Source organism: Streptomyces sp. CB02414, from assembly GCF_001905385.1.
In the GTDB taxonomy this organism is placed as follows: Bacteria; Actinomycetota; Actinomycetes; order Streptomycetales; family Streptomycetaceae; genus Streptomyces.
This window is the reverse complement of record NZ_LIPF01000006.1, coordinates 1-23790: the sequence shown is the minus strand read 5'-3', so window position 1 is coordinate 23790 and position 23790 is coordinate 1. Positions and strand designations below refer to the sequence as shown.

The following is a 23790-nucleotide window of genomic DNA, read 5'->3' as shown; positions in this document are numbered from 1 at the left end:
CACGGGCGTCCACCGCAGTCCACCGAACCGGGGCCCGTACCTCGATGTCCGTGCACAGCCACACGGCAGCCCAGCAAGACCTCGCTGCCACACCTGAGTTCCCGCGTCACGTCGTGACCGCGGTCCTCGTCGCCCACGACGGAGCCCGCTGGCTGCCCGACGCGCTCGCCGGGCTGCTCGGCCAGGAGCGCCCCGTCCAGTACGCCGTCGCCGCCGACACCGGCAGCGCCGACGACTCCGCCCGGCTGGTCACCGAAGCCCTCGGCGACGACCGCGTGCTCCACCTCGCCCGGCGCACCGGCTTCGGCCAGGCCGTCGAGGAGGCCGTCCGCGTCGCGCCCGCCCTCACCCCGGAGGACCTGCCGTACCTGAGGCGGCCGAGCGGCTGGGACCCCGTCACCCGCACGTGGCGCGACGACGCCTACGACCTGCCGGAGCTTCCCCACGGAGAACCGGTCCAGTGGCTGTGGCTGCTGCACGACGACTGCGCTCCCGAACCCGACGCCCTGGCCCAGCTGCTGCGCGTCGTGGACAACGAGTACGAACTCGGCCGCGACGACGTGGCAGTCGTCGGCCCCAAGCTCCGCGGCTGGTACGACCGCAGGCAGCTGCTGGAGGTCGGCGTCTCCATCGCCAACTCCGGCCGCCGCTGGACCGGCCTGGACCGCCGTGAACAGGACCAGGGCCAGCACGACCACGTACGGCCCGTCCTGTCGGTGTCCTCCGCGGGCATGCTGATCCGGCGTGACGTCTTCGAACGGCTGGGCGGGTTCGACCGCCGGCTGCCCCTGATGCGCGACGACGTCGACCTGTGCTGGCGCGCCACCGCGGCCGGGCTCCGCGTCCTCGTCGCCCCCGAGGCGGTCGTACGCCACGCCGAGGCGGCCTCCCGCGAGCGCCGCACCGTCGACTGCGCGGGCCGCACCACCGCCTCCCCGCACAAGGTGGACAAGGCGGGCGCCGTCCACACCCTCCTCGTCAACGCCCGCACCGCCGCCCTGCCCTGGGTGCTGCTCCGTATCGTCCTCGGCACCTTGCTGCGCACCCTCGCCTACCTCGTCGGCAAGGTCCCCGGCCAGGCCCTCGACGAGATCCGCGGCCTGCTCGGCGTCCTGCTGCGCCCCGAGCGCATCCTCGCCGGACGGCGCGAACGCGGCCGCCCGCAGGTCGAGAAGGACGAACTGCGCCCCCTCTTCCCGCCGCCCGGCGCGACCATCCGCGTCACCGTCGAGCAGGTCGCCGGCAACCTCGTCGGCGCCTCCGACGCCGAGGCGGCCGCGGGCGCCGGACGGCACGGCGGCGCCATCGAGTCCGGACCCGGCGGCGACGACGCGGACTTCCTCGAGGTCGAGCAGTTCTCCCGGCTCAAGCGCGTCGCCCGCAAGCCCGGTCCGGTGCTCTTCCTGATCCTGCTGCTCGTCTCCCTGGCCGCCTGCCGCGCCCTGCTCGGCGGCGGCGCACTGGCGGGCGGCGCCCTGCTGCCCGCCCCGGCCGGCGCCGGCGAGCTGTGGTCGCGGTACACGGACGCCTGGCACACCGTGGGCACCGGCGGCACCGCCTCCGCGCCGCCCTACCTCGCGATCGTCGCCACGCTCGCCTCCCTGCTGCTCGGCTCGACCGGCCTCGCGGTCACCCTGCTGCTGGTCTGTTCCGTGCCCCTGGCCGGCGCCACCGCGTACTTCGCCTCCCGCCCGCTGGTTCCCTCCCGGCTGCTGCGCGCGTGGGCGGCCGTCGCCTACGCCTTCCTGCCCGCCGCCACCGGCGCCCTGGCCGGCGGCCGCATCGGCACCGCCGTCCTCGCCGTGCTCCTCCCGCTCATCGCCCGCGCGGGCGTCGCCGCGGCCGGCCTGACGGGCTCCTCGGGCACCCGCGGCAGCTGGCGCGCCACCTGGGCGTACGCCCTGCTGCTGACGATCACCACCGCCTTCACGCCCGTCGTGTGGCCCATCGCGCTGCTCCTCGGAGCCGGCGTCCTGGTGCTGCGCCGCGGCGACATCACGGCGTACGGCCTGCGCTTCCTCGCCCAGCTCGGCACCCCTCTGCTGCTCGCCCCCTGGTCCCTGTCGCTGCTGCCGTTCGGCTTCTTCGACGAGGCGGGGCTCGATTACGGCGCCTCGGCCGCCTCCGCCCTCGACCTGCTCGGCGCCAGCCCCGGCGGCCCCGGCACGGTCGGCGGCCTGGTCCTCATCGGCATCGTGCTGGCCGCGCTCGCCGCCCTGCTGCGCTCGGAGCGGCAGCCGGCCATCCGCACGGCCTGGGCCGTCGCCCTGGTCGCCCTGGTCTTCGCGGTCCTGTCCAACCGCTCCGTCTGGGCCGGCCCCGCCACCCTCGTCTACGGCATCGCCCTCCTGGCCGCCGCGACTCTCGGCGCCGACGGAGCCCGCTTCCGCGTGGCCGAGCAGAGCTTCGGCTGGCGCCAGCCGGTCGCCGCCCTGATCGCCCTCGCCTCGGCCGTCGGCCCGCTGATCGCCGCCGCCGGCTGGATGGTCGGTGGTGCCGACGGACCCCTGGAGCGACGCGACCCCACCCAGGTGCCGGCGTTCGTCGCCGAGGAGAGCCGCACCCGCGACCAGGCCCGCACCCTCGTCCTCGACAGCGACTCCGCGGCCCACGTGAGCTACATGCTGGTCCGCGGCTCCGGTGCCCGCCTCGGCGACGGCGAGCTGGCCGCCGGCGACGGCGGGAACAGCCGGCTCGACAAGATCGTCGCCAACCTGGTGGCCGGTTCCGGCGCCGACCAGGCCGACCAGCTCGGCGGCTTCGCCGTGCGCTACGTACTCGTCCACAAGGGCGCGCCCCGCGAGGTCACCCGAGTCCTGGACGCCACGCCCGGCCTGAGCCGGCTCAGCCAGCAGGACGGCAGCGGGCTGTGGCGGGTGGACAAGGAGGTGGCGCGCGCGACCATCGTCTCCGGCGCGGGCGCCGAGGACGGCTCGGGCGACGGTGACCGTGCCGGTGCCGGTGAGCCGCAGCCCGTCGCGGCCGGTCCGGTCGAGATCCACACCGAGGTCCCGTCCGGCCCCGAGGGCCGCGTGCTGCGCCTCGCCGACACCGCCGCCGACGGCTGGACGGCCACCCTGGACGGCAAGCCGCTCACCCGCACCACGGTCGACGGCTGGGCGCAGGGCTTCGAACTCCCCGCCTCCGGCGGAAAGCTGGACGTCACCTACGACGGTCCCCTCACCCACACCCTCTGGTTGTGGGCCCAGGGTCTCCTCGCCGTCGTCCTGGTCGTCCTCGCCCTTCCCGGCAGGCGCCGCGACGTCGACGACGACCTGCCCGACGAGCCGCTCGTCCCGGCCCAGGCCGTCGAGGGCGAAGGGCGCCGGGCCCGGCGCCTGCGGGCCCAGGCCGAGGCGGAGGCGGCGGCCGAGCCGGCGGGCGGTGACGGAGCCGTGCCGCCCGTCGAGGCCCCCGTGCCCGTCCCGCAGCAGCAGAACCACGGCGACTGGGACCAGCCGGCGTACGCCCCCGCCGAGTACGGCTCCTACGGTGCGTACGGCGCCGAGCAGCACCCGGGCGCCCAGGAGCAGTACGACGCGGGCGTCTACGGACAGCAGCCGTACCAAGGGGACCCCTACCAGGCGGACGCCTACCAGAGCGGTCAGGGCGGCGGGTTCGAGGCGGGGCAGTACGCCCCCTACGCCTACGGCGATCCCTCCGACCCGTCGCAGGCCGGCGCGTACGGCCCCGCCTACGGTCAGGCGTACGGCCAGGGCGGCTACGACACGCCGTACGACCCCTCCCAGCCCCACGGCACCGGCAATGAGCGTCCCGACGGGAGCCAGCAGTGAAGCGCACCACCCTGTCCCTGTTCGCGGGCGCCGCGGCGCTCGCCGCCGTCACCGGGTTCGCGGCCGTCTCCGCCCCGGGCGACACGGGCGCGGACACCGCCGAGCCGGCCGCCGTACTGCCCGTGGAGCGCACCAGCCTGCTGTGCCCGGCGCCCAGCAACTCCGACCTCGCCGAGACGTCGTACACCTCCTTCACACCCGTCACCAAGGGCGCCGACGAGAAGGGCACGGCCGCGCTCAAGGCGGCGACGGCCGAGTCGGAGGACGAGCAGGGCGACGACAAGGGGGAGGAGAAGGAGGGCAAGGGCGAGAAGTCCGGGGACAAGGCCGACAAGCCCGTCGTACAGCCCAAGGAGCCCGGCACGCCCGCCACCGGCAAGGCCTCCGGCGCCGACACGCCCGCGCTGATCGGCACCGCCGAGGGAAGTCACGCCCCCGGCTGGACCGTTCAGCAGACCACCGAGGTCGCCGCCGGGACGGGCCGCGGACTGCTCGGCCTCAACTGCACGGCGCCGGACACGGAGTTCTGGTTCCCGGGCGCCAGCACGGCGAGCGGCCGTACCGACTACGTGCACCTCACGAACCCCGACGACTCCGCGGCCGTCGTCGACATCGAGCTCTACGGCAAGGACGGCGCCCTGAAGTCCACGGTGGGGGAGGGCATCACCGTCCCGCCGAACTCCAGCGAGTCCCTCCTGCTGTCCACGCTCAGCGACGAGGAGCAGACCGACGTGACCGTGCACGTCGGCGTGCGCAGCGGCCGGCTCGGCGCCGCGGTGCAGGCCCTGGACGACAAGACCGGCGGCGACTGGCTGACCGCCGCCGCGGACCCGGCGGGCGAGCTGGTGCTGCCGGGCATCCCCAAGGACGCCACGGCCGTCCGCCTGGTGCTGTTCACGCCCGGTGGCAGCGACGCCGACCTGAAGGTACGGCTCGCCTCGCCGTCCGGGACGATCACGCCCGCCGGGCACGAGACCGTGCACGTCAAGGCGGGCATGACGACCGGCGTCGACCTCGGCGAGGTCACGCGCGGCGAGGCCGGTTCGCTGGTGCTGACGCCGACGAGCGGGTCCGTGCCGGTCGTGGCCGCGGTCCGGGTCGTGCGGGGCGAGGGCGGTGAACAGGAGTCGGCGTTCATCCCGGCCGCCGACCCGGTCGGCGCGCGCGCGACGGCCGCGGACAACCGGGCCAAGAGCACGACCCTGTCCATCACCGCGCCGGAACAGGCCGCGAAGGTCAAGGTCACGGCGTCGGCGGGCACCGAGGGCGGCACGACGGCGAGCAAGACGTTCACGATCAAGGGCGGCACGACCCAGAACGTCGAGGCGCCGGTCCCGGCCGGACTCGAGGGCGCCTACGCCCTGACGGTCGAGACGGTCTCGGGCGGCCCGGCGTACGCCTCACGCACCCTGACCGGCGAGGACGACGACGTGGCGGCCTTCACGGTGCAGACCCTCCCGGACGACCGGGGCATGGTCTCGGTACCGAAGGCGGAGGAGGACTTGAGCGTCCTGCAGCAGTGACGCGCCCCGCCCCGCTCAGTCCTCTCCGTACCGGGGGTCCACCGTCTCCGGCGTCAGCCCCAGCAGCTCCGCCACCTGCTCCACGACTACCTCGTGCACCAGCGCCGCCCGCTCGTCCCGCCCCTTGGTGCGGATCTCGACCGGCCGCCGGTACACGACCACCCGCCCCCGCCGTCCGTCCCGCGAGGGCACCGTCCCGCCGAGCGGCACAGCCTCGTCGCTCCACGCCTCCCCGGCCCCGCCGCCGTCCAGCCGTGGCACGTCGAGGACGAGGAAATCGATGTCGGCGAGCTGCGGCCACCGCCGTTCCAGGCGTTCCACGGAGTCCTGCACGAGGTCCGCGAACACCTCGCCGCGGCTCGCGGCGAGCGGTACCTGAGGGGGCGCGATCGGGCCGCGCATGCCCCGGCCGTGGCGATCACGGCTGCGGGGCCCTGGCCGGCCGGCGTCACGGGGCGTCACGGGGTTGTCCATCACTGGTGAAGGGTAGTCCTCGCCGGTTCCGCGCGCCGGACCGCACACGCGGACCGGGGGAGCGCCCACACATGTCGCCGAATGACCATTCCAGCCAAGCTTGGGCTCGATTCCGTACCTCTCCGCGACCGCCGATCTCAAGGCAAATGTCAGTGTTCGCATCGTTTCGCGACCGCTCACCGACCCGTCCGGCATCCCGGACCAGGTCGTCCGCGCAGGTCAATGAGGGGTGTCCGGAGGGTGGTGTGTCCCGTTTCACACCGCGACACGGTGGTGTGACCTGGTGGGGAGTCGTCGCGGCCCGCTCAAGAGTGCGGTACCGTCCAACATCGTGAGCCCTGTACGTCGCTGTTCGCGCACCGCCTGCGGCCGTCCCGCCGTCGCGACGCTGACGTACGTCTACGCTGACTCGACCGCGGTCCTCGGCCCGCTCGCCACCTACGCCGAACCCCACTGCTACGACCTGTGCGCCGAGCACTCCGAGCGCCTCACCGCCCCGCGCGGCTGGGAGGTCGTCCGCCTCCTCGACGGCTCGGCCCCGGCCCGCCCCAGCGGTGACGACCTGGAAGCGCTCGCCAACGCGGTCCGCGAGGCGGCCCGCCCCCAGGAGCGGGCGGCGGAGGCCGGTGGTGGTCCCCGCACGGCCGACCCGATGGAGGTCGCGCGCCGCGGCCACCTGCGCGTTCTGCGCTCGCCGGACAACTGACGCCACTTCAGTCCCTCCCGGCGCCGAACCGTTGCTGCAGATCCGTTTACCGCACACCCATTGACGCCACCTTGTCGCGGACACGACCATTCCGGGAGTCGCGAGAAACCGCTTTCGCATGGCGGAATCCGGGGAGGCGCCCGTGTACGTCCAGGAACTGGAACCCGTCGCCGGTTCACTCGGCCTGTCCGCGCTGGTGGCGGCCCTGCCCCTGGTGATCGTCCTCGTCCTGCTGGGCGGCGTCCGCATGAAGGCACACCTGGCGGGCCTCACCGGCCTCCTGGCGGCCGTACTCGTCGCCTGGCTCGCCTACGGCATGCCACTGGACCAGACGGCCTCCAGCGCCGTACAGGGCGCCGTGTTCGGGATCTTCCCCATCCTGTGGATCGTCGTGAACGCCCTGTGGGTGTACCGCATGACCGTCCAGACCCGGCACTTCGACATCCTCCGCCGCTCCTTCGGGCGGCTGTCCGACGACCCGCGCATCCAGGCCCTGGTCGTCGCCTTCTGCTTCGGCGCGCTGCTGGAGGCCCTCGCCGGGTTCGGGGCGCCCGTCGCGATCTGCTCGGTCATGCTCGTCGCGCTCGGCTTCGACCCGGTGCGCGCCGCCGTCGTCTCGCTCGTCGCCAACACCGCCCCGGTCGCCTTCGGCGCGATGGGCACCCCCGTGGTGACGCTGGCCCAGGTCACCGGGCTGCCGCTGGACGACGTCGCCTCCGTGGTGGGCCGCCAGACGCCCCTGCTGGCCCTCGTCGTGCCGCTGCTGCTGGTCGCCCTGGTGGACGGGCGGCGCGGGCTGCGCGAAACCTGGGCGCCCGCGCTGGCCTGCGGCGTCGCCTTCGCCGTCGCCCAGTTCGTCGCCTCCAACTACGTCTCCGCCCAGCTCGCCGACATCGGCGCCGCCCTCCTCGGCGCCGGCGCCCTGGTCGCCGTACCCCAGGCCCGCAGCCCGCCGCCGAGCCCGTACGCACCGCCGTCCTCACCGGCGTACGCAGCGAGGAACTGGACGAGCGGGACCCGCGCCGGGAGGTCGTACGGGCCTACGCGCCCTACGCGCTGATCGTCGCCGTCTTCTCCGTCGCGCAGATCCCGGCGGTCAAGGACTGGCTGGCGCGGGCGACCCAGACGTACGACTGGCCGTTCCTGGACGTCGCCGACCCGGAGGGCAACCCCGTCGGCGGCAACGTCTTCTCCCTGCCGGTCGTGTCCACCGGCGGCACGCTCGTGCTGTTCGCCGGTCTCGCGACGGCCGCCGTCCTCGGCGTGCACGCGCGCGTGGCGGTCAGGGAGTGGCTCGCGACCGTGCACGAGCTGCGGTTCGCCATCCTCACCGTGACCTCCGTCCTCGCCCTCGCCTATGTCATGAACCTCTCCGGGCAGGCCGCCACCATCGGCCACTTCGTCGCGGCGGCCGGGGCCGGCCTCGCCTTCCTGTCGCCCGTGCTGGGCTGGTTCGGCGTCGCCGTCTCCGGCTCCGACACCTCCGCCAACGCGCTCTTCGGTGCCCTGCAGGTGACCGCCGCGCGGGAGTCGGGTCTGTCGCCGGAGCTGCTCGCCGCCGCGAACAGTTCGGGCGGCGTGCTCGGCAAGATGATCTCCCCGCAGAACCTCACCATCGCCTGCGCGGCCGTCGGCCTCGCGGGCCGCGAGGGCGACCTGCTGCGCAAGGTGCTGCCCTGGAGCCTGGGCCTGCTGCTGGTGATGTGCCTGATCGTGGTCGGCCAGTCGACGCCGGTCCTGGGCTGGATGCTGCCCTGACCTTCGGGAACCCCACGGCGCCCGGTCGGCGGTTACGGGTAGTTTGTGGGCTCCGACAGGACTTTCAGGAAGGTTGGCCGTGGCTGCTGATCTGTCGCAGATCGTGAAGGCGTACGACGTACGCGGGGTGGTCCCGGACCAGTGGGACGAGTCACTGGCCGAGCTGTTCGGCGCGGCCTTCGTCGAGCTGACCGGCGCGAGCGCCATCGTGGTCGGCCACGACATGCGGCCCTCCTCGCCCGGCCTGTCCGGCGCCTTCGCGCGCGGGGCGGCGGCCCGCGGCGCCGACGTCACCGAGATCGGCCTGTGCTCCACCGACCAGCTGTACTACGCCTCCGGCGCGCTGAACCTGCCGGGCGCCATGTTCACGGCCTCGCACAACCCGGCCCAGTACAACGGCATCAAGCTGTGCCGCGCGGGCGCGGCCCCCGTCGGCCAGGACACGGGCCTCGCCGAGATCCGCGCGCTCGTGGAGCGGTGGAGCGAGACCGGCGCACCCGAGCCGGCCGCGCGCCCCGGCACGGTCACCCGCCGCGACACCCTCGCCGACTACGCGGCCCACCTGCGCTCCCTCGTCGACCTCACCACCATCCGCCCCCTGAAGGTGGTCGTCGACGCGGGCAACGGCATGGGCGGCCACACCGTCCCCTCGGTCTTCACCGGCCTCCCCCTCGACCTGGTGCCGATGTACTTCGAACTCGACGGCACCTTCCCCAACCACGAGGCCAACCCGCTCGACCCGGCCAACCTCGTCGACCTCCAGCAGCGCGTCCGCGAGGAGGGTGCCGACCTCGGCCTCGCCTTCGACGGCGACGCCGACCGCTGCTTCGTCGTCGACCAGAACGGCGACCCGGTCTCCCCGTCCGCCGTGACCGCCCTCGTGGCCGCCCGCGAGCTCGCCCGCAACGGCGGCCAGGGCACCGTCATCCACAACCTGATCACCTCCTGGTCCGTCCCGGAGGTGGTGCGGGAGAACGGCGGCACGCCCGAACGCACCCGCGTGGGCCACTCCTTCATCAAGGCCGAGATGGCCAGGACCGGCGCCATCTTCGGCGGCGAGCACTCCGCGCACTACTACTTCCGCGACTTCTGGAACGCCGACACGGGCATGCTGGCCGCCCTCCACGTCCTCGCCGCCCTCGGCGGCCAGCCGGGCACCCTGTCCGCCCTGGTCGCCCAGTACGACCGCTACGCGGGCTCGGGCGAGATCAACTCCACCGTCGCCGACCAGGCCGACCGCCTCGCCGCGATCAGGGCCGCCTACGAGGGCCGCGACGACGTCACCCTGGACGACCTCGACGGCCTCACCGTGTCGTCGGCCGACTGGTGGTTCAACGTCCGCCCCTCCAACACCGAGCCCCTGCTCCGCCTGAACGCGGAGGCCCGCGACGAGGCGACGATGACAAAGATCCGCGACGAGGCCCTGACCATCATCCGCGCCTGACTGCCCGCCGTCCCGCCCAGCTGCGGGCAGTCGTGCCGCTGGGGCGGCACGGGTGGGCGCAGCGGCACCCCGCAGCGCCGGGCTGCGCACCCACCCCCGACGCCCGCACCGACGCCGGGCATCCGGCCTGCGCCGGGCCGCGCACCCACCCCCGACGCCCACACCCACGCCGGGCCCCCACCCCGCCCCATACCCACGCACCCGCCCCCACACCGGCGGTACCCTGACCAGCACATCCACACAAACCCAACCGCCCCCGAAGGGAACCCCCATGCCGCTCGAAGCCGGCCTCCTGGAGATCCTCGCCTGCCCGGCCTGCCACGCCCCCCTCAAGGAGCAGGACGCCGAGCTGATCTGCACCGGCCAGGACTGCGGACTGGCGTACCCGGTGCGCGACGGCATCCCCGTCCTCCTCGTCGACGAGGCCCGCCGCCCCGAGTAACCGACGGCCCGCCGCCACCCCGCCGCGCACCCCGACGAACGCTCCCGGCGATCGGAGACAGCCGCCATGCTCGACGAAACGCTCCTCGACTCCCCGGAGCGCCTCACGGACGCCGACCGCCGCGGCCTCCTGCGCGGCGCCGCCGAGGCCGGTGCCCGCGTACGCACCGCCGCCCGGCACGCCGCCGAGGCCGGCGTCGGCAACCTCAAGCCCGACGGCCGCCCCCGCGCCGTCCTCATCGCCGGCCCCGGCGCCGCCGCCACCCACGCCGCCGACCTCCTCGGCACCCTGGCAGGCGCCGGAAGCCCCGTCACCCGCCTCGCCCCCACCGGCGTGGCCCCCGCCGCCGGCGCCCTGCGCTGGGAACTGCCCGGCTGGACCGGCTCCGTCGACCTCCTGCTGATCACCACCCCCGACGGCACCGAGCCGGGCCTCGCCCTGCTCTCCGAACAGGCCTACCGCCGGGGCTGCACGGTCGTCGCCGTCGCTCCCGCCCGCTCTCCGCTCAGCGAGTCGGTGAACGCCTCGCACGGCCTGTTCATCCCCATGGCGACCGCGCCCTACGACCACGACGAACCCCTCGCCGGCGCCGCCCCCGGCGTGCTGTGGGCGCTGCTCACCCCGCTCCTCGCGCTCCTCGACCGCACCGGCCTGCTCGAAGCGCCCCCCGAGGCCGTCGAGAAGGTCGCCGACCGCCTCGACCGCATCGCCGAACGCTGCGGGCCCGCCATCGCGACGTACAGCAACCCCGCCAAGACCCTGGCGGCCGAGCTCGCCGACTCCCTCCCCGTCATCTGGACCGAGGGCACCTCCGCCGGACCGGCAGGCCGCCGCTTCGCCGCCGCCCTCGCCGAACTGTCCGGCACCCCGGCCGCCGTCGCCGAACTCCCCGAGGCCCTGGACGCGCACAACGCCCTGCTCGCCGGCCGGCTCGCCGCCGCAGCCGACCCCGACGACTTCTTCCGCGACCGCGTCGAGGACACACCTGCCCTGCACGCCCGCGTGGTGCTCCTGCGCGACCGCCCCATCGGCGGCCTCACCGCCGCCCCCGGCGCCCGCGACCTGGCCCTCGGCCACGACACGCCGATCAGCGAACTGGAACCCGAAGCGGGCGGCGAGCTGGAGACCCTCGCCGAACTGATCGCCATCACGGATTTCGCCGCCGTTTACCTGGCGCTCGCCTCGGGCGCCTGATCTCGTACGCACCACCGCGTACACCTCAGTACGCCAAGGACACGCACCGGCAGAGAGAGCCCATGGACCGCCTCGACAACACCGTCCGCCCCTACGCCTGGGGTTCCACCACCGCGATCCCGGCCCTGCTGGGCACCGAGCCGACCGGCGAACCGCAGGCGGAGATGTGGATGGGCGCCCACCCCGGCGCCCCCTCCCGCACCGGCCGGGGCACCCTCGCCGACGTCGTCGACGCAGCCCCCGAGCAGGAACTGGGCGCCGCCTCCGTGGCCAAGTTCGGCCCCCGGCTGCCCTTCCTCCTCAAGCTCCTCGCCGCCGGTGCCCCGCTCTCCCTCCAGGTCCACCCCGACCTCGCACAGGCCAGGGCCGGCTACGAGGACGAAGAGGGCCGCGGCGTCCCCCTCGACGCCCCGCACCGCAACTACAAGGACGCCAACCACAAGCCCGAACTGATCTGCGCTCTCACCGAGTTCGACGGCCTGTGCGGCTTCCGCCCGCCCGCCGAGACCGCCGACCTCCTCGACGGGCTCGGCATCGACTCCCTCAAGCCCTACGTCGACCTGCTGCGCGCCCGTCCCGAGGACGCCGCCCTGCGCGAGGTCCTCACCGCGATCCTCACCGCCGACCCCGAGGACATGTCCCGCACGGTCACCGAGACCGCGGCCGCCTGTGACCGCCTCGGCGGCCCCTACGCGCCCTACGCCGACATCGCCCACCACTACCCGGGCGACCCCGGCGTGCTCGCCGCCCTGCTCCTCAACCACGTCCGGCTCCAGCCCGGCGAGGCCCTGTACCTCGGCGCCGGCATCCCGCACGCCTATCTCGACGGCCTCGGCGTCGAGATCATGGCCAACTCCGACAACGTCCTGCGCTGCGGCCTCACCCCCAAGCACGTCGACGTCCCCGAACTCCTGCGCATCGTCCGCTTCGAGGCCGGCGACCCCGGCGTCCTGCGCCCGGAGGCGTCCCCCGACGGCGAAGAGGTCTACGACACCCCGACCGACGAGTTCCGCCTGTCCCGGTACGTCCTCCCCGAGGGCGCCGCCGCCCACGACCTCACCCTGCCCACCCCGCAGATCCTGCTCTGCACGGCCGGCACCGTACGGACGGGCGAACACGAACTGACCCCCGGCCGCTCCGTCTTCGTCCCGGCCGGCGAGCAGGCCGAAGTGTCCGGAAGCGGCACGCTCTTCCGGGCCACCGTGCGCCTCTGACGGCGACCGACACCGGACCGAGAGGCACCCGACACCGGACTGAGAGGCACCCGACGGGGCATCCGGCACGTCGGGGCCCGCGCGGGCTGCAACAATGGCGCACCGCTAGCAGACCAGGCATATGAAGGCGAAGGGACAACGCGACACATGAGCGCGTCAGGCGGAACCAAGGCGATCGTGGCGGCACTGCTCGCCAACCTCTCGATCGCGGTAGCGAAATTCGTGGCGTTCCTCTTCAGTGGATCGTCGTCGATGCTCGCCGAGTCCGTGCACTCCCTCGCCGACTCCGGCAACCAGGGACTCCTGCTTCTCGGCGGCAAGCGCGCCCAGCGCGCCGCCACCCCGCAACACCCCTTCGGCTACGGCCGGGAACGCTACATCTACGCCTTCCTCGTCTCCATCGTCCTCTTCTCGGTCGGCGGCATGTTCGCCCTCTACGAGGGCTACGAGAAGATCAAGCACCCGCACGAGATCGAGCACTGGTACTGGCCGGTCGGCGTCCTGGTCTTCGCGATCATCGCCGAGGCCTTCTCCTTCCGGACCGCCATCAAGGAGTCCAACGTCCTGCGCGGGCAGAAGTCCTGGAAGGAATTCGTCCGCCACGCCAAGGCCCCCGAGCTGCCGGTTGTCCTCCTGGAGGACCTCGGCGCCCTCGTCGGCCTGATCCTGGCCCTCGGCGGCGTCGGAATGGCCCTGCTCACCGGTGACGGCGTCTGGGACGGCATCGGCACCCTGTGCATCGGCGTGCTGCTCATCCTCATCGCGCTCGTCCTGGCCGTCGAGACCAAGTCCCTGCTCCTCGGCGAGGCCGCGGGCACCGAGGCCGTCCAGCAGATCGAGGCCGCGATCGTCGCGGGCGACACCGTCACCGGCGTCATCCACATGCGCACGCTCCACCTCGGCCCCGAGGAACTGCTCGTCGCCGCCAAGATCGCCGTCCGCCACGACGGCACGGCCACCGAGATCGCCTCCGCCATCGACGCCGCGGAGACCCGTATCCGCGAGGCCGTCCCGATCGCCCGCGTCATTTACCTGGAACCGGACATCTACAGCGAGGCCGAGGCCGCCAAGGGCCCGGACCGCGAGGCCACCCCCGGCGGCCCCAGCACGCCCCCCGCCGCCCACTGACCTCGTTCTTCCCGCACCACCGGGCCCGTCGATCCACTCGGCGGGCCCGTCGGCCTTCCTCCCGGGGCCGCCCGTCACGCTTCGTGAACGTCCGGAAGTCTTCGGAGGCGGACTGGGGACGGCGGGCACCACCGGTGTAGCTTGGGACGGAGCCAGACGTCGCTGCTGATGGCGGTCGGGCGGTCCAGGCACGGACCGACCGAGGGAGAGAGGGCCTCCGACGGACTGCGCTGCGCGTACGCGGGCATGCCTGTGTCCTCTTCTGGGCACCCCTGTGTCCGCCGCCGCGCAGGTCAGCCGTACCCACCTCGACCCAACCCCGAGGAGCAGCTCGCAATGACGACTGTCGACAACCGACAGGATTTCAAGGTCGCCGACCTCTCCCTGGCCGCCTTCGGCCGCAAGGAGATCACCCTCGCCGAGCACGAGATGCCCGGCCTGATGGCGATCCGCAAGGAATACGCCGAGGCGCAGCCCCTCGCCGGCGCCCGCGTCACCGGCTCCCTGCACATGACCGTGCAGACCGCCGTCCTCATCGAGACCCTGGTCGCCCTCGGCGCCGAGGTCCGCTGGGCGTCCTGCAACATCTTCTCCACCCAGGACCACGCCGCGGCCGCCATCGCCGTCGGTCCGAACGGCACGCCCGACAACCCGCAGGGCGTCCCGGTCTTCGCCTGGAAGGGCGAGACGCTCGAGGAGTACTGGTGGTGCACGGAGCAGGCCCTGACCTGGCCGAACACCCCCACCGGCGGCCCGAACATGATCCTGGACGACGGTGGTGACGCCACCCTCCTCGTCCACAAGGGCGTCGAGTACGAGAAGGACGGCAAGGTCCCCTCGGTCGACACCGCCGAGTCCGACGAGCACCGCGTCATCCTCGAACTCCTCACCCGCACGGTGAGCGAGAGCCCGCAGAAGTGGACCCAGCTGGCGTCCGAGATCCGCGGCGTGACCGAGGAGACCACGACCGGCGTCCACCGCCTGTACGAGATGCACCGCGACGGCACCCTCCTGTTCCCGGCGATCAACGTCAACGACGCCGTCACCAAGTCGAAGTTCGACAACAAGTACGGCTGCCGCCACTCCCTGATCGACGGCATCAACCGCGCCACGGACGTCCTGATCGGCGGCAAGACCGCAGTCGTGTGCGGCTACGGCGACGTCGGCAAGGGCTGCGCGGAGTCCCTGCGCGGCCAGGGCGCCCGAGTGATCATCACGGAGATCGACCCGATCTGCGCGCTGCAGGCGGCGATGGACGGCTACCAGGTCACGACGCTCGACGAGGTCGTCGACAAGGCCGACATCTTCGTCACCACGACCGGCAACAAGGACATCATCATGGCCTCGGACATGGCCAAGATGAAGCACCAGGCGATCATCGGCAACATCGGTCACTTCGACAACGAGATCGACATGGCCGGCCTGGCGAAGACCCCCGGCATCGTCAAGGACGAGGTCAAGCCGCAGGTCCACACCTGGACCTACCCCGACGGCAAGGTCCTGATCGTGCTGTCCGAGGGCCGCCTGCTGAACCTGGGCAACGCCACCGGTCACCCGTCGTTCGTGATGTCCAACTCGTTCGCGGACCAGACGCTGGCCCAGATCGAGCTGTTCACCAAGCCCGACGAGTACCCGACCGACGTGTACGTGCTGCCCAAGCACCTGGACGAGAAGGTCGCCCGGCTCCACCTCGACTCTCTCGGCGTCAAGCTGACCACGCTCCGTCCGGAGCAGGCCGACTACATCGGCGTCAAGGTCGAGGGCCCGTACAAGGCGGACCACTACCGCTACTGAGCCACACCGAGCCCCGTCGGCTCCTTCGAGACAGGCCCCCGCACCCCCGTGTCGGGGGCCTGCCCCGTTGAAGCCTCAGCGGCCGGACCAGCAGCCCGTCACCACCCAGGACCCCCCATGCCCCGCGGCCGGTATTCGCTCCATGATCCGCACGACCACACCCCCCTGGCGGAAGAACACTTCCAGTGCGCCCCCGGCCCCTCCGGCTGGCGCTACGTCTCCCGGCTGACCACACCCGCCGGCGACCACCACGGCTCCGTCGACCTCGCCCTCGACGAACTCGGCCGTCCCATCCGCCTCGAACTCCACCTTGCGAGCTGGCAGGTCCGCGGCGCGGCCATCGACGGTGTCACCTGGGTCCGTACCGATCCCACCGGAGTCCACGCCACCGAAGGCAATGCGCGCGCCCACGCCTTCACCGGCACCTCCCCGGCCTTCCTCGTCGCCCTCACCCGTCTCCTGCGCCTCACCCCTTCCACCGCGGCCACCCGCGTACGCCTCGTCGCCCTCACGGATCCCGTCCTCGCCCCCCGTACCCTGGACCAGTCCTGGGCCTTGGTGAACAGCGAAGCACACGCCACTGACAACGGCCCCCTGACCGTGGACGAATACCAGGTCACAGCCCTGGACACAGGCGAGCAGCACCGCGTGCACATCGCTGGGGACGTCGTACTCGCGGCCCCCGGAATCGAGTTGGAGGACCTCGCGTCGCCGCCGTCCGTGTTCGCGTGAGGACCCGGCCGGAACGACCTACGCCGGCGGCACGAATCCGGTACCGGGCCGACCGTCCGAAGACGAGGCCGGCGGCACCGCGGGAGGCGCTGCCGACGGTGGGACCGGCGGCGTCGCCGGATGGACCGGCGGGGGAGGAGCCACGGCCTCCGTCACCGACGGCATCCCGGCCGCGGGCGCACCCCCGAATGCCCGCCGGGCCTCCCGGGCCTGCCGCTCGTGCATCATCGCCGCCAGGTACGCGGCGGGCGGTACCTCCCGGGGCGCCGGAGCCCCCGTCCGGGCCGCCACGTCCGCGGCGAGCCGCTCCGCCATCGCCCAGCCGACCCGGGGGTCCAGTTGCCCCATGCGCGTGAGGTACTGGCGTACGGCAAGCCACAGGTCGTCGGGCACCGCGGACAGGTCCAGCTCGGAGAACCGCCCGGCCAGCCAGGGCGGAGGGGGCGGCATGAAGCCCGTCGCCGGAACCGGCACCCGCTCCCGCACGACCAGGGTCCCCGCGAACACGTCACCGAGCCGCCGACCCCGCGCCGACACCAGCGAGGCGATACAGGCGACCACCCCGAACGTCATCAGGATTTCGATCACCCCGATCAGGCCCCGCACCAGCGAGTGCCGGAACCGGATCGGCCCGCCGTCGTCCCGCACCACCCGCAGCCCGCAGGCCATCTTGCCGAGCGACCGCCCGTGGCTGAGCGTCTCCACCGCGATCGGCCCGCCCACCAGGACGAGGACGAAGGCCGCGATCGACAGCGCGGTCTGCGCCGCCATGTCCAGGGAGGCTGTGGAGGCCACCAGCACGATGGTCACCGCCACATAGACGGCCACCGCCACCGCCAGATCGAGCAGGACGGCCAGCGCCCTGCTGGGCAGCCTCGCGGGGCGCAGCTCCAGCGCCACCGCCTCGCCCGTCACCAGCTCGCTCACGCCTGCCGCCCTTCCCCTCACTGCCCCCGTCCCCGCCAGTCTGCCAAGCTGAGGACGCACCGCGCCGCAGTACGACAAGCTGATCCACGACGAGCCGCCGACGATAGCCGAGGAGCAGGCACACCGATGGACCTCGACGTCTTCGTCTCCGCCCACCGCGCGGAGTGGGACCGCCTCGACGCCCTGCTCCGGCGCCGGCGCCGACTGACCGGCGCCGAGACCGACGAACTCGTCACCCTCTACCAGCGCACGGCCACCCACCTCTCCCTGATCCAGTCGAGCGCCCCCGACCCGCAGCTGACCGGGCGGCTCAGCCAGCTGGTGGCCCGCGCGCGCAGCGCCGTGACCGGCACCCGTCGGGCCTCCTGGCGCGACGTCACCCGCTTCCTGACCCAGCAGTTCCCCGCCGCCGTCTACCGGGCCCGTCACTGGTGGGTCCCCACCGCTCTCCTGTCGACCGCCGTCGCGGCACTCCTGGGCTGGTGGATCGGCACCCACCCGGAAGTCCAGGCCACCATCGCGGCCCCCAGCGAACTGCGCGAGCTCACCCGCCCCGGCGGCCAGTACGAGACGTACTACTCGAGCCACCCCGCAGCGTCCTTCGCCGCGCAGGTCTGGACGAACAACGCCTGGGCCGCCGCGCTCTGCCTGATCCTGGGCGTCTTCCTGGGCCTTCCGGTCATCTGGATCCTGTTCCAGAACATGCTCAACCTCGGCGTCGGCTTCGGCCTGATGTCGTCGGCCGGCCGCCTCGACACCTTCCTGGGTCTCGTACTGCCACACGGTCTGCTCGAACTGACCGCGGTCTTCGTGGCCGCCGGCACCGGCCTCCGCCTCGGCTGGACAGTCATCGACCCCGGCCCGCGCACCCGACGCGCAGCCCTCGCGGAAGAAGGCCGGGCCGCCATCGGCATGGCGATCGGTCTCGCCCTGGTCCTGTTCGTCTCCGGAGCGATCGAAGGCTTCGTCACCCCCTCCGGCCTGCCCACCTGGGCCCGCATCACCATCGGAGTCGTCGCCGAGCTGGCCTTCCTCGCCTACGTCTACGTCGTGGGCGGGCGCGCCGCGCGGGCCGGCGACACGGGCGACGTCGAGGCGTCCGAACGCAGCGCCACCGTGCCCACGGCCGCCTGATGTGCGTCAGCCCCCGGGGAGCTGCTAGTGTCCTCTTCGTTCCCGCAAGAGCCGTTGACACGGAGCGAGCGGGGAGGTAGATTCGAACAGTTGCCTGGAGACGGGTTCATCCCCGGAGGGCGACGGTGAGAAACTATCGGCTTCCCCCGGATCGCAGAATCCGGCGAAGCACTCTCCCGATGAATCGGAAATGAACGGCCGGTCAAACCGGCTCAGAACTTCTGATAAAGTCGGAACCGCCGGAAAGGGAAACGCGAAAGCGGGAACCTGGAAAGCACCGAGGAAATCGGATCGGAAAGATCTGATAGAGTCGGAAACGCAAGACCGAAGGGAAGCGCCCGGAGGAAAGCCCGAGAGGGTGAGTACAAAGGAAGCGACCGTTCCTTGAGAACTCAACAGCGTGCCAAAAGTCAACGCCAGATATGTTGATACCCCGTTACCAGCCATCAGGCTGGGACGAGGTTCCTTTGAAAAAACACAGCGAGGACGCTGTGAACGGTCGGACTATTCCTCCGACTGTTCCGCTCTCGTGGTGTACACCGGATTACCGGTAAACATTCACGGAGAGTTTGATCCTGGCTCAGGACGAACGCTGGCGGCGTGCTTAACACATGCAAGTCGAACGATGAACCACCTTCGGGTGGGGATTAGTGGCGAACGGGTGAGTAACACGTGGGCAATCTGCCCTGCACTCTGGGACAAGCCCTGGAAACGGGGTCTAATACCGGATACTGATCCTCGCGGGCATCTGCGAGGTTCGAAAGCTCCGGCGGTGCAGGATGAGCCCGCGGCCTATCAGCTTGTTGGTGAGGTAATGGCTCACCAAGGCGACGACGGGTAGCCGGCCTGAGAGGGCGACCGGCCACACTGGGACTGAGACACGGCCCAGACTCCTACGGGAGGCAGCAGTGGGGAATATTGCACAATGGGCGAAAGCCTGATGCAGCGACGCCGCGTGAGGGATGACGGCCTTCGGGTTGTAAACCTCTTTCAGCAGGGAAGAAGCGAAAGTGACGGTACCTGCAGAAGAAGCGCCGGCTAACTACGTGCCAGCAGCCGCGGTAATACGTAGGGCGCAAGCGTTGTCCGGAATTATTGGGCGTAAAGAGCTCGTAGGCGGCTTGTCACGTCGGTTGTGAAAGCCCGGGGCTTAACCCCGGGTCTGCAGTCGATACGGGCAGGCTAGAGTTCGGTAGGGGAGATCGGAATTCCTGGTGTAGCGGTGAAATGCGCAGATATCAGGAGGAACACCGGTGGCGAAGGCGGATCTCTGGGCCGATACTGACGCTGAGGAGCGAAAGCGTGGGGAGCGAACAGGATTAGATACCCTGGTAGTCCACGCCGTAAACGGTGGGCACTAGGTGTGGGCAACATTCCACGTTGTCCGTGCCGCAGCTAACGCATTAAGTGCCCCGCCTGGGGAGTACGGCCGCAAGGCTAAAACTCAAAGGAATTGACGGGGGCCCGCACAAGCGGCGGAGCATGTGGCTTAATTCGACGCAACGCGAAGAACCTTACCAAGGCTTGACATACACCGGAAAACCCTGGAGACAGGGTCCCCCTTGTGGTCGGTGTACAGGTGGTGCATGGCTGTCGTCAGCTCGTGTCGTGAGATGTTGGGTTAAGTCCCGCAACGAGCGCAACCCTTGTCCCGTGTTGCCAGCAGGCCCTTGTGGTGCTGGGGACTCACGGGAGACCGCCGGGGTCAACTCGGAGGAAGGTGGGGACGACGTCAAGTCATCATGCCCCTTATGTCTTGGGCTGCACACGTGCTACAATGGCCGGTACAATGAGCTGCGATACCGCGAGGTGGAGCGAATCTCAAAAAGCCGGTCTCAGTTCGGATTGGGGTCTGCAACTCGACCCCATGAAGTCGGAGTCGCTAGTAATCGCAGATCAGCATTGCTGCGGTGAATACGTTCCCGGGCCTTGTACACACCGCCCGTCACGTCACGAAAGTCGGTAACACCCGAAGCCGGTGGCCCAACCCCTTGTGGGAGGGAGCTGTCGAAGGTGGGACTGGCGATTGGGACGAAGTCGTAACAAGGTAGCCGTACCGGAAGGTGCGGCTGGATCACCTCCTTTCTAAGGAGCACTTCTCAGCCAAGCTTGCTTGGTTCAGAGGCCAGCATGCGAGCGAACGTCTCGCACTGGTTGCTCATGGGTGGAACGTTGACTACTCGGCACGGTTCGACTTGAAAGGTCGCTAGTACTGCTTCGGCGTGGAACGTGAGTCTGGAGAGCGGTCGTGTCGGGCACGCTGTTGGGTGTCTGAGGGAATGAACTTCCTTCAGTGCCGGCCCCAGTGCACTCGGGATGTTGTCCCGGGGTGATGGGTGGTTGGTCGTTGTTTGAGAACTGCACAGTGGACGCGAGCATCTGTGGCCAAGTTTTTAAGGGCGCACGGTGGATGCCTTGGCACCAGGAACCGATGAAGGACGTGGGAGGCCACGATAGTCCCCGGGGAGTCGTCAACCAGGCTTTGATCCGGGGGTTTCCGAATGGGGAAACCCGGCAGTCGTCATGGGCTGTCACCCGCTGCTGAACACATAGGCAGTGTGGAGGGAACGCGGGGAAGTGAAACATCTCAGTACCCGCAGGAAGAGAAAACAACCGTGATTCCGGGAGTAGTGGCGAGCGAAACTGGATGAGGCCAAACCGTATACGTGTGAGACCCGGCAGGGGTTGCGTGTGCGGGGTTGTGGGATCTCTCTTCTACGGTCTGCCGGCCGTAGGGCGAGTCAGAAACCGTTGATGTAGGCGAAGGACATGCGAAAGGTCCGGCGTAGAGGGTAAGACCCCCGTAGTCGAAACGTCAGCGGCTTGCTTGAGAGACACCCAAGTAGCACGGGGCCCGAGAAATCCCGTGTGAATCTGGCGGGACCACCCGCTAAGCCTAAATATTCCCTGGTGACCGATAGCGGATAGTACCGTGAGGGAATGGTGAAAAGTACCGCGGGAGCGGAGTGAAATAGTACCTGAAACCGTGTGCCTACAAGCCGTGGGAGCGTCGGGATGGAGCTTGCTTCATCCTCGTGACTGCGTGCCTTTTGAAGAATGAGCCTGCGAGTTTGCGGTGTGTTGCGAGGTTAACCCGGGTGGGGTAGCCGTAGCGAAAGCGAGTCCGAACAGGGCGGTTTTAGTAGCACGCTCAAGACCCGAAGCGGAGTGATCTAGCCATGGGCAGGTTGAAGCGGAGGTAAGACTTCGTGGAGGACCGAACCCACCAGGGTTGAAAACCTGGGGGATGACCTGTGGTTAGGGGTGAAAGGCCAATCAAACTCCGTGATAGCTGGTTCTCCCCGAAATGCATTTAGGTGCAGCGTCGTGTGTTTCTTGCCGGAGGTAGAGCACTGGATAGGCGATGGGCCCTACCGGGTTACTGACCTTAGCCAAACTCCGAATGCCGGTAAGTGAGAGCGCGGCAGTGAGACTGTGGGGGATAAGCTCCATGGTCGAGAGGGAAACAGCCCAGAGCATCGACTAAGGCCCCTAAGCGTACGCTAAGTGGGAAAGGATGTGGAGTCGCACAGACAACCAGGAGGTTGGCTTAGAAGCAGCCACCCTTGAAAGAGTGCGTAATAGCTCACTGGTCTAGTGATTCCGCGCCGACAATGTAGCGGGGCTCAAGCGTACCGCCGAAGTCGTGTCATTGCAGCAATACGGCCAACGCCGGCTGTGATGGGTAGGGGAGCGTCGTGTGCCGGGTGAAGCAGCCGCGTAAGCGAGTTGTGGACGGTTCACGAGTGAGAATGCAGGCATGAGTAGCGATACAAACGTGAGAAACGTTTGCGCCGATTGACTAAGGGTTCCTGGGTCAAGCTGATCTGCCCAGGGTAAGTCGGGACCTAAGGCGAGGCCGACAGGCGTAGTCGATGGATAACCGGTTGATATTCCGGTACCCGCTGTGAAGCGTCAAACATCGAGCATCGTGATGCTAAGGCCGTGAAGCCGTTCCGGACCCTTCGGGGAAAGGAAAGTGGTGGAGCCGCTGAACCAAGCGGTTAGTAGGTGAGTGATGGGGTGACGCAGGAAGGTAGTCCATCCCGGGCGGTGGTTGTCCCGGGGTAAGGGTGTAGGCCGTGCGGTAGGTAAATCCGTCGCACACAAGGCTGAGACCTGATGCCGAGCCGATTGTGGTGAAGTGGATGATCCTATGCTGTCGAGAAAAGCCTCTAGCGAGTTTCATGGCGGCCCGTACCCTAAACCGACTCAGGTGGTCAGGTAGAGAATACCGAGGCGTTCGGGTGAACTATGGTTAAGGAACTCGGCAAAATGCCCCCGTAACTTCGGGAGAAGGGGGGCCACACCTGGTGATGATCTTTACGGTCTGAGCTGGGGGTGGCCGCAGAGACCAGCGAGAAGCGACTGTTTACTAAAAACACAGGTCCGTGCGAAGCCGTAAGGCGATGTATACGGACTGACGCCTGCCCGGTGCTGGAACGTTAAGGGGACCGGTTAGCTTGGATTCGTCCAGGCGAAGCTGAGAACTTAAGCGCCAGTAAACGGCGGTGGTAACTATAACCATCCTAAGGTAGCGAAATTCCTTGTCGGGTAAGTTCCGACCTGCACGAATGGCGTAACGACTTCTCGACTGTCTCAACCATAGGCCCGGTGAAATTGCACTACGAGTAAAGATGCTCGTTTCGCGCAGCAGGACGGAAAGACCCCGGGACCTTTACTACAGTTTGATATTGGTGTTCGGTTCGGCTTGTGTAGGATAGCTGGGAGACTTTGAAGCTCGCACGCCAGTGTGGGTGGAGTCGTCGTTGAAATACCAGTCTGGTCGTGCTGGATGTCTAACCTGGGTCCGTGATCCGGATCAGGGACAGTGTCTGATGGGTAGTTTAACTGGGGCGGTTGCCTCCTAAAGAGTAACGGAGGCGCCCAAAGGTTCCCTCAGCCTGGTTGGCAATCAGGTGTTGAGTGTAAGTGCACAAGGGAGCTTGACTGTGAGACCGACGGGTCGAGCAGGGACGAAAGTCGGGACTAGTGATCCGGCGGTGGCTTGTGGAAGCGCCGTCGCTCAACGGATAAAAGGTACCCCGGGGATAACAGGCTGATCTTCCCCAAGAGTCCATATCGACGGGATGGTTTGGCACCTCGATGTCGGCTCGTCGCATCCTGGGGCTGGAGTCGGTCCCAAGGGTTGGGCTGTTCGCCCATTAAAGCGGTACGCGAGCTGGGTTTAGAACGTCGTGAGACAGTTCGGTCCCTATCCGCTGTGCGCGTAGGAGTCTTGAGAAGGGCTGTCCCTAGTACGAGAGGACCGGGACGGACGAACCTCTGGTGTGCCAGTTGTTCTGCCAAGGGCATGGCTGGTTGGCTACGTTCGGGAGGGATAACCGCTGAAAGCATCTAAGCGGGAAGCCTGCTTCGAGATGAGGACTCCCACCCACTTGATGGGGTAAGGCTCCCAGTAGACGACTGGGTTGATAGGCCAGATATGGAAGCGCCGTAAGGTGTGGAGTTGACTGGTACTAATAGGCCGAGGGCTTGTCCTCAGTTGCTCGCGTCCACTGTGTT

Annotated in this window: 13 protein-coding genes, 2 rRNA genes and 1 pseudogene; 14 read left to right on the top strand and 2 right to left on the bottom strand. The window is 69.7% G+C overall.

Going from position 1 to position 23790, the window contains the following annotated elements; translation table 11 throughout:
* The first annotated feature begins 44 nt into the window (after positions 1-44).
* Positions 45-3794 (top strand): glycosyltransferase family 2 protein, encoded by a 3750-nt coding sequence (locus AMK11_RS19955; RefSeq protein ID WP_073729120.1) that lies wholly within the window; start codon positions 45-47, stop codon positions 3792-3794.
* Positions 3791-5317: a DUF5719 family protein gene (locus tag AMK11_RS19950; protein WP_073729118.1), complete on the top strand. Its 1527-nt coding sequence runs from the start codon at positions 3791-3793 to the stop codon at positions 5315-5317. The genes AMK11_RS19955 and AMK11_RS19950 overlap by 4 nt, the downstream gene beginning before the upstream one ends.
* 15 nt (positions 5318-5332) lie before the next feature.
* Here AMK11_RS19950 and AMK11_RS19945 read toward each other — a convergent pair whose 3' ends face one another.
* Positions 5333-5791 carry a metallopeptidase family protein gene (locus AMK11_RS19945; protein ID WP_073729116.1) on the bottom strand — a complete coding sequence of 153 codons (459 nt, stop codon included), beginning with the start codon at positions 5789-5791 and terminating at the stop codon, positions 5333-5335.
* A 283-nt stretch (positions 5792-6074) separates the two neighbouring features.
* Here AMK11_RS19945 and AMK11_RS19940 point away from each other — a divergent pair, with 283 nt between their 5' ends.
* The 9 genes and pseudogenes from AMK11_RS19940 (at position 6075) to AMK11_RS19900 (ending at position 16203) form a co-directional block, all read left to right on the top strand.
* Positions 6075-6497, top strand: a complete 423-nt coding sequence (locus AMK11_RS19940) for a DUF3499 domain-containing protein (RefSeq protein WP_073729114.1) — start codon at positions 6075-6077, stop codon at positions 6495-6497.
* Between the two features lie 142 nt (positions 6498-6639).
* A pseudogene (locus tag AMK11_RS19935) lies at positions 6640-8255 on the top strand (L-lactate permease).
* Between the two features lie 79 nt (positions 8256-8334).
* A complete protein-coding gene (locus AMK11_RS19930; RefSeq protein ID WP_073729112.1) occupies positions 8335-9699 on the top strand; it encodes a phosphomannomutase/phosphoglucomutase in 1365 nt (454 codons plus the stop codon).
* A gap of 271 nt (positions 9700-9970) precedes the next feature.
* Positions 9971-10141 carry a Trm112 family protein gene (locus AMK11_RS19925; RefSeq protein WP_007450268.1) on the top strand — a complete coding sequence of 57 codons (171 nt, stop codon included), beginning with the start codon at positions 9971-9973 and terminating at the stop codon, positions 10139-10141.
* Positions 10142-10207: 66 nt separating this feature from the next.
* Positions 10208-11335: an SIS domain-containing protein gene (locus tag AMK11_RS19920; RefSeq protein ID WP_073729110.1), complete on the top strand. Its 1128-nt coding sequence runs from the start codon at positions 10208-10210 to the stop codon at positions 11333-11335.
* 62 nt (positions 11336-11397) lie between these two features.
* Positions 11398-12549, top strand: a complete 1152-nt coding sequence (gene manA / locus AMK11_RS19915) for a mannose-6-phosphate isomerase, class I (RefSeq protein WP_073729109.1) — start codon at positions 11398-11400, stop codon at positions 12547-12549.
* 147 nt (positions 12550-12696) lie between these two features.
* Positions 12697-13677, top strand: a complete 981-nt coding sequence (locus AMK11_RS19910; protein ID WP_073729107.1) for a cation diffusion facilitator family transporter — start codon at positions 12697-12699, stop codon at positions 13675-13677.
* A gap of 336 nt (positions 13678-14013) precedes the next feature.
* Positions 14014-15471, top strand: coding sequence for an adenosylhomocysteinase (gene ahcY / locus AMK11_RS19905; RefSeq protein WP_073729105.1), 1458 nt, complete (start codon positions 14014-14016; stop codon positions 15469-15471).
* 117 nt (positions 15472-15588) lie between these two features.
* On the top strand, positions 15589-16203 hold the full coding sequence (locus tag AMK11_RS19900; RefSeq protein ID WP_073729103.1) for a hypothetical protein: 615 nt from the start codon (positions 15589-15591) through the stop codon (positions 16201-16203).
* A gap of 18 nt (positions 16204-16221) precedes the next feature.
* On the opposite strand, the gene AMK11_RS19895 is transcribed toward AMK11_RS19900, so the two are convergent.
* A complete protein-coding gene (locus AMK11_RS19895; RefSeq protein WP_073729101.1) occupies positions 16222-17130 on the bottom strand; it encodes an RDD family protein in 909 nt (302 codons plus the stop codon).
* A gap of 126 nt (positions 17131-17256) precedes the next feature.
* Between AMK11_RS19895 and AMK11_RS19890 the strand changes: the two genes are divergently transcribed.
* From AMK11_RS19890 to AMK11_RS19875, 3 genes are all read left to right on the top strand, one after another.
* On the top strand, positions 17257-18264 hold the full coding sequence (locus tag AMK11_RS19890) for a stage II sporulation protein M (RefSeq protein ID WP_073729099.1): 1008 nt from the start codon (positions 17257-17259) through the stop codon (positions 18262-18264).
* 557 nt (positions 18265-18821) lie between these two features.
* A 16S ribosomal RNA gene (locus AMK11_RS19880) occupies positions 18822-20349 on the top strand.
* Between the two features lie 298 nt (positions 20350-20647).
* A 23S ribosomal RNA gene (locus tag AMK11_RS19875) occupies positions 20648-23768 on the top strand.
* The 16S and 23S rRNA genes sit together here, the layout of an rRNA operon.
* Positions 23769-23790 lie beyond the last annotated feature (22 nt).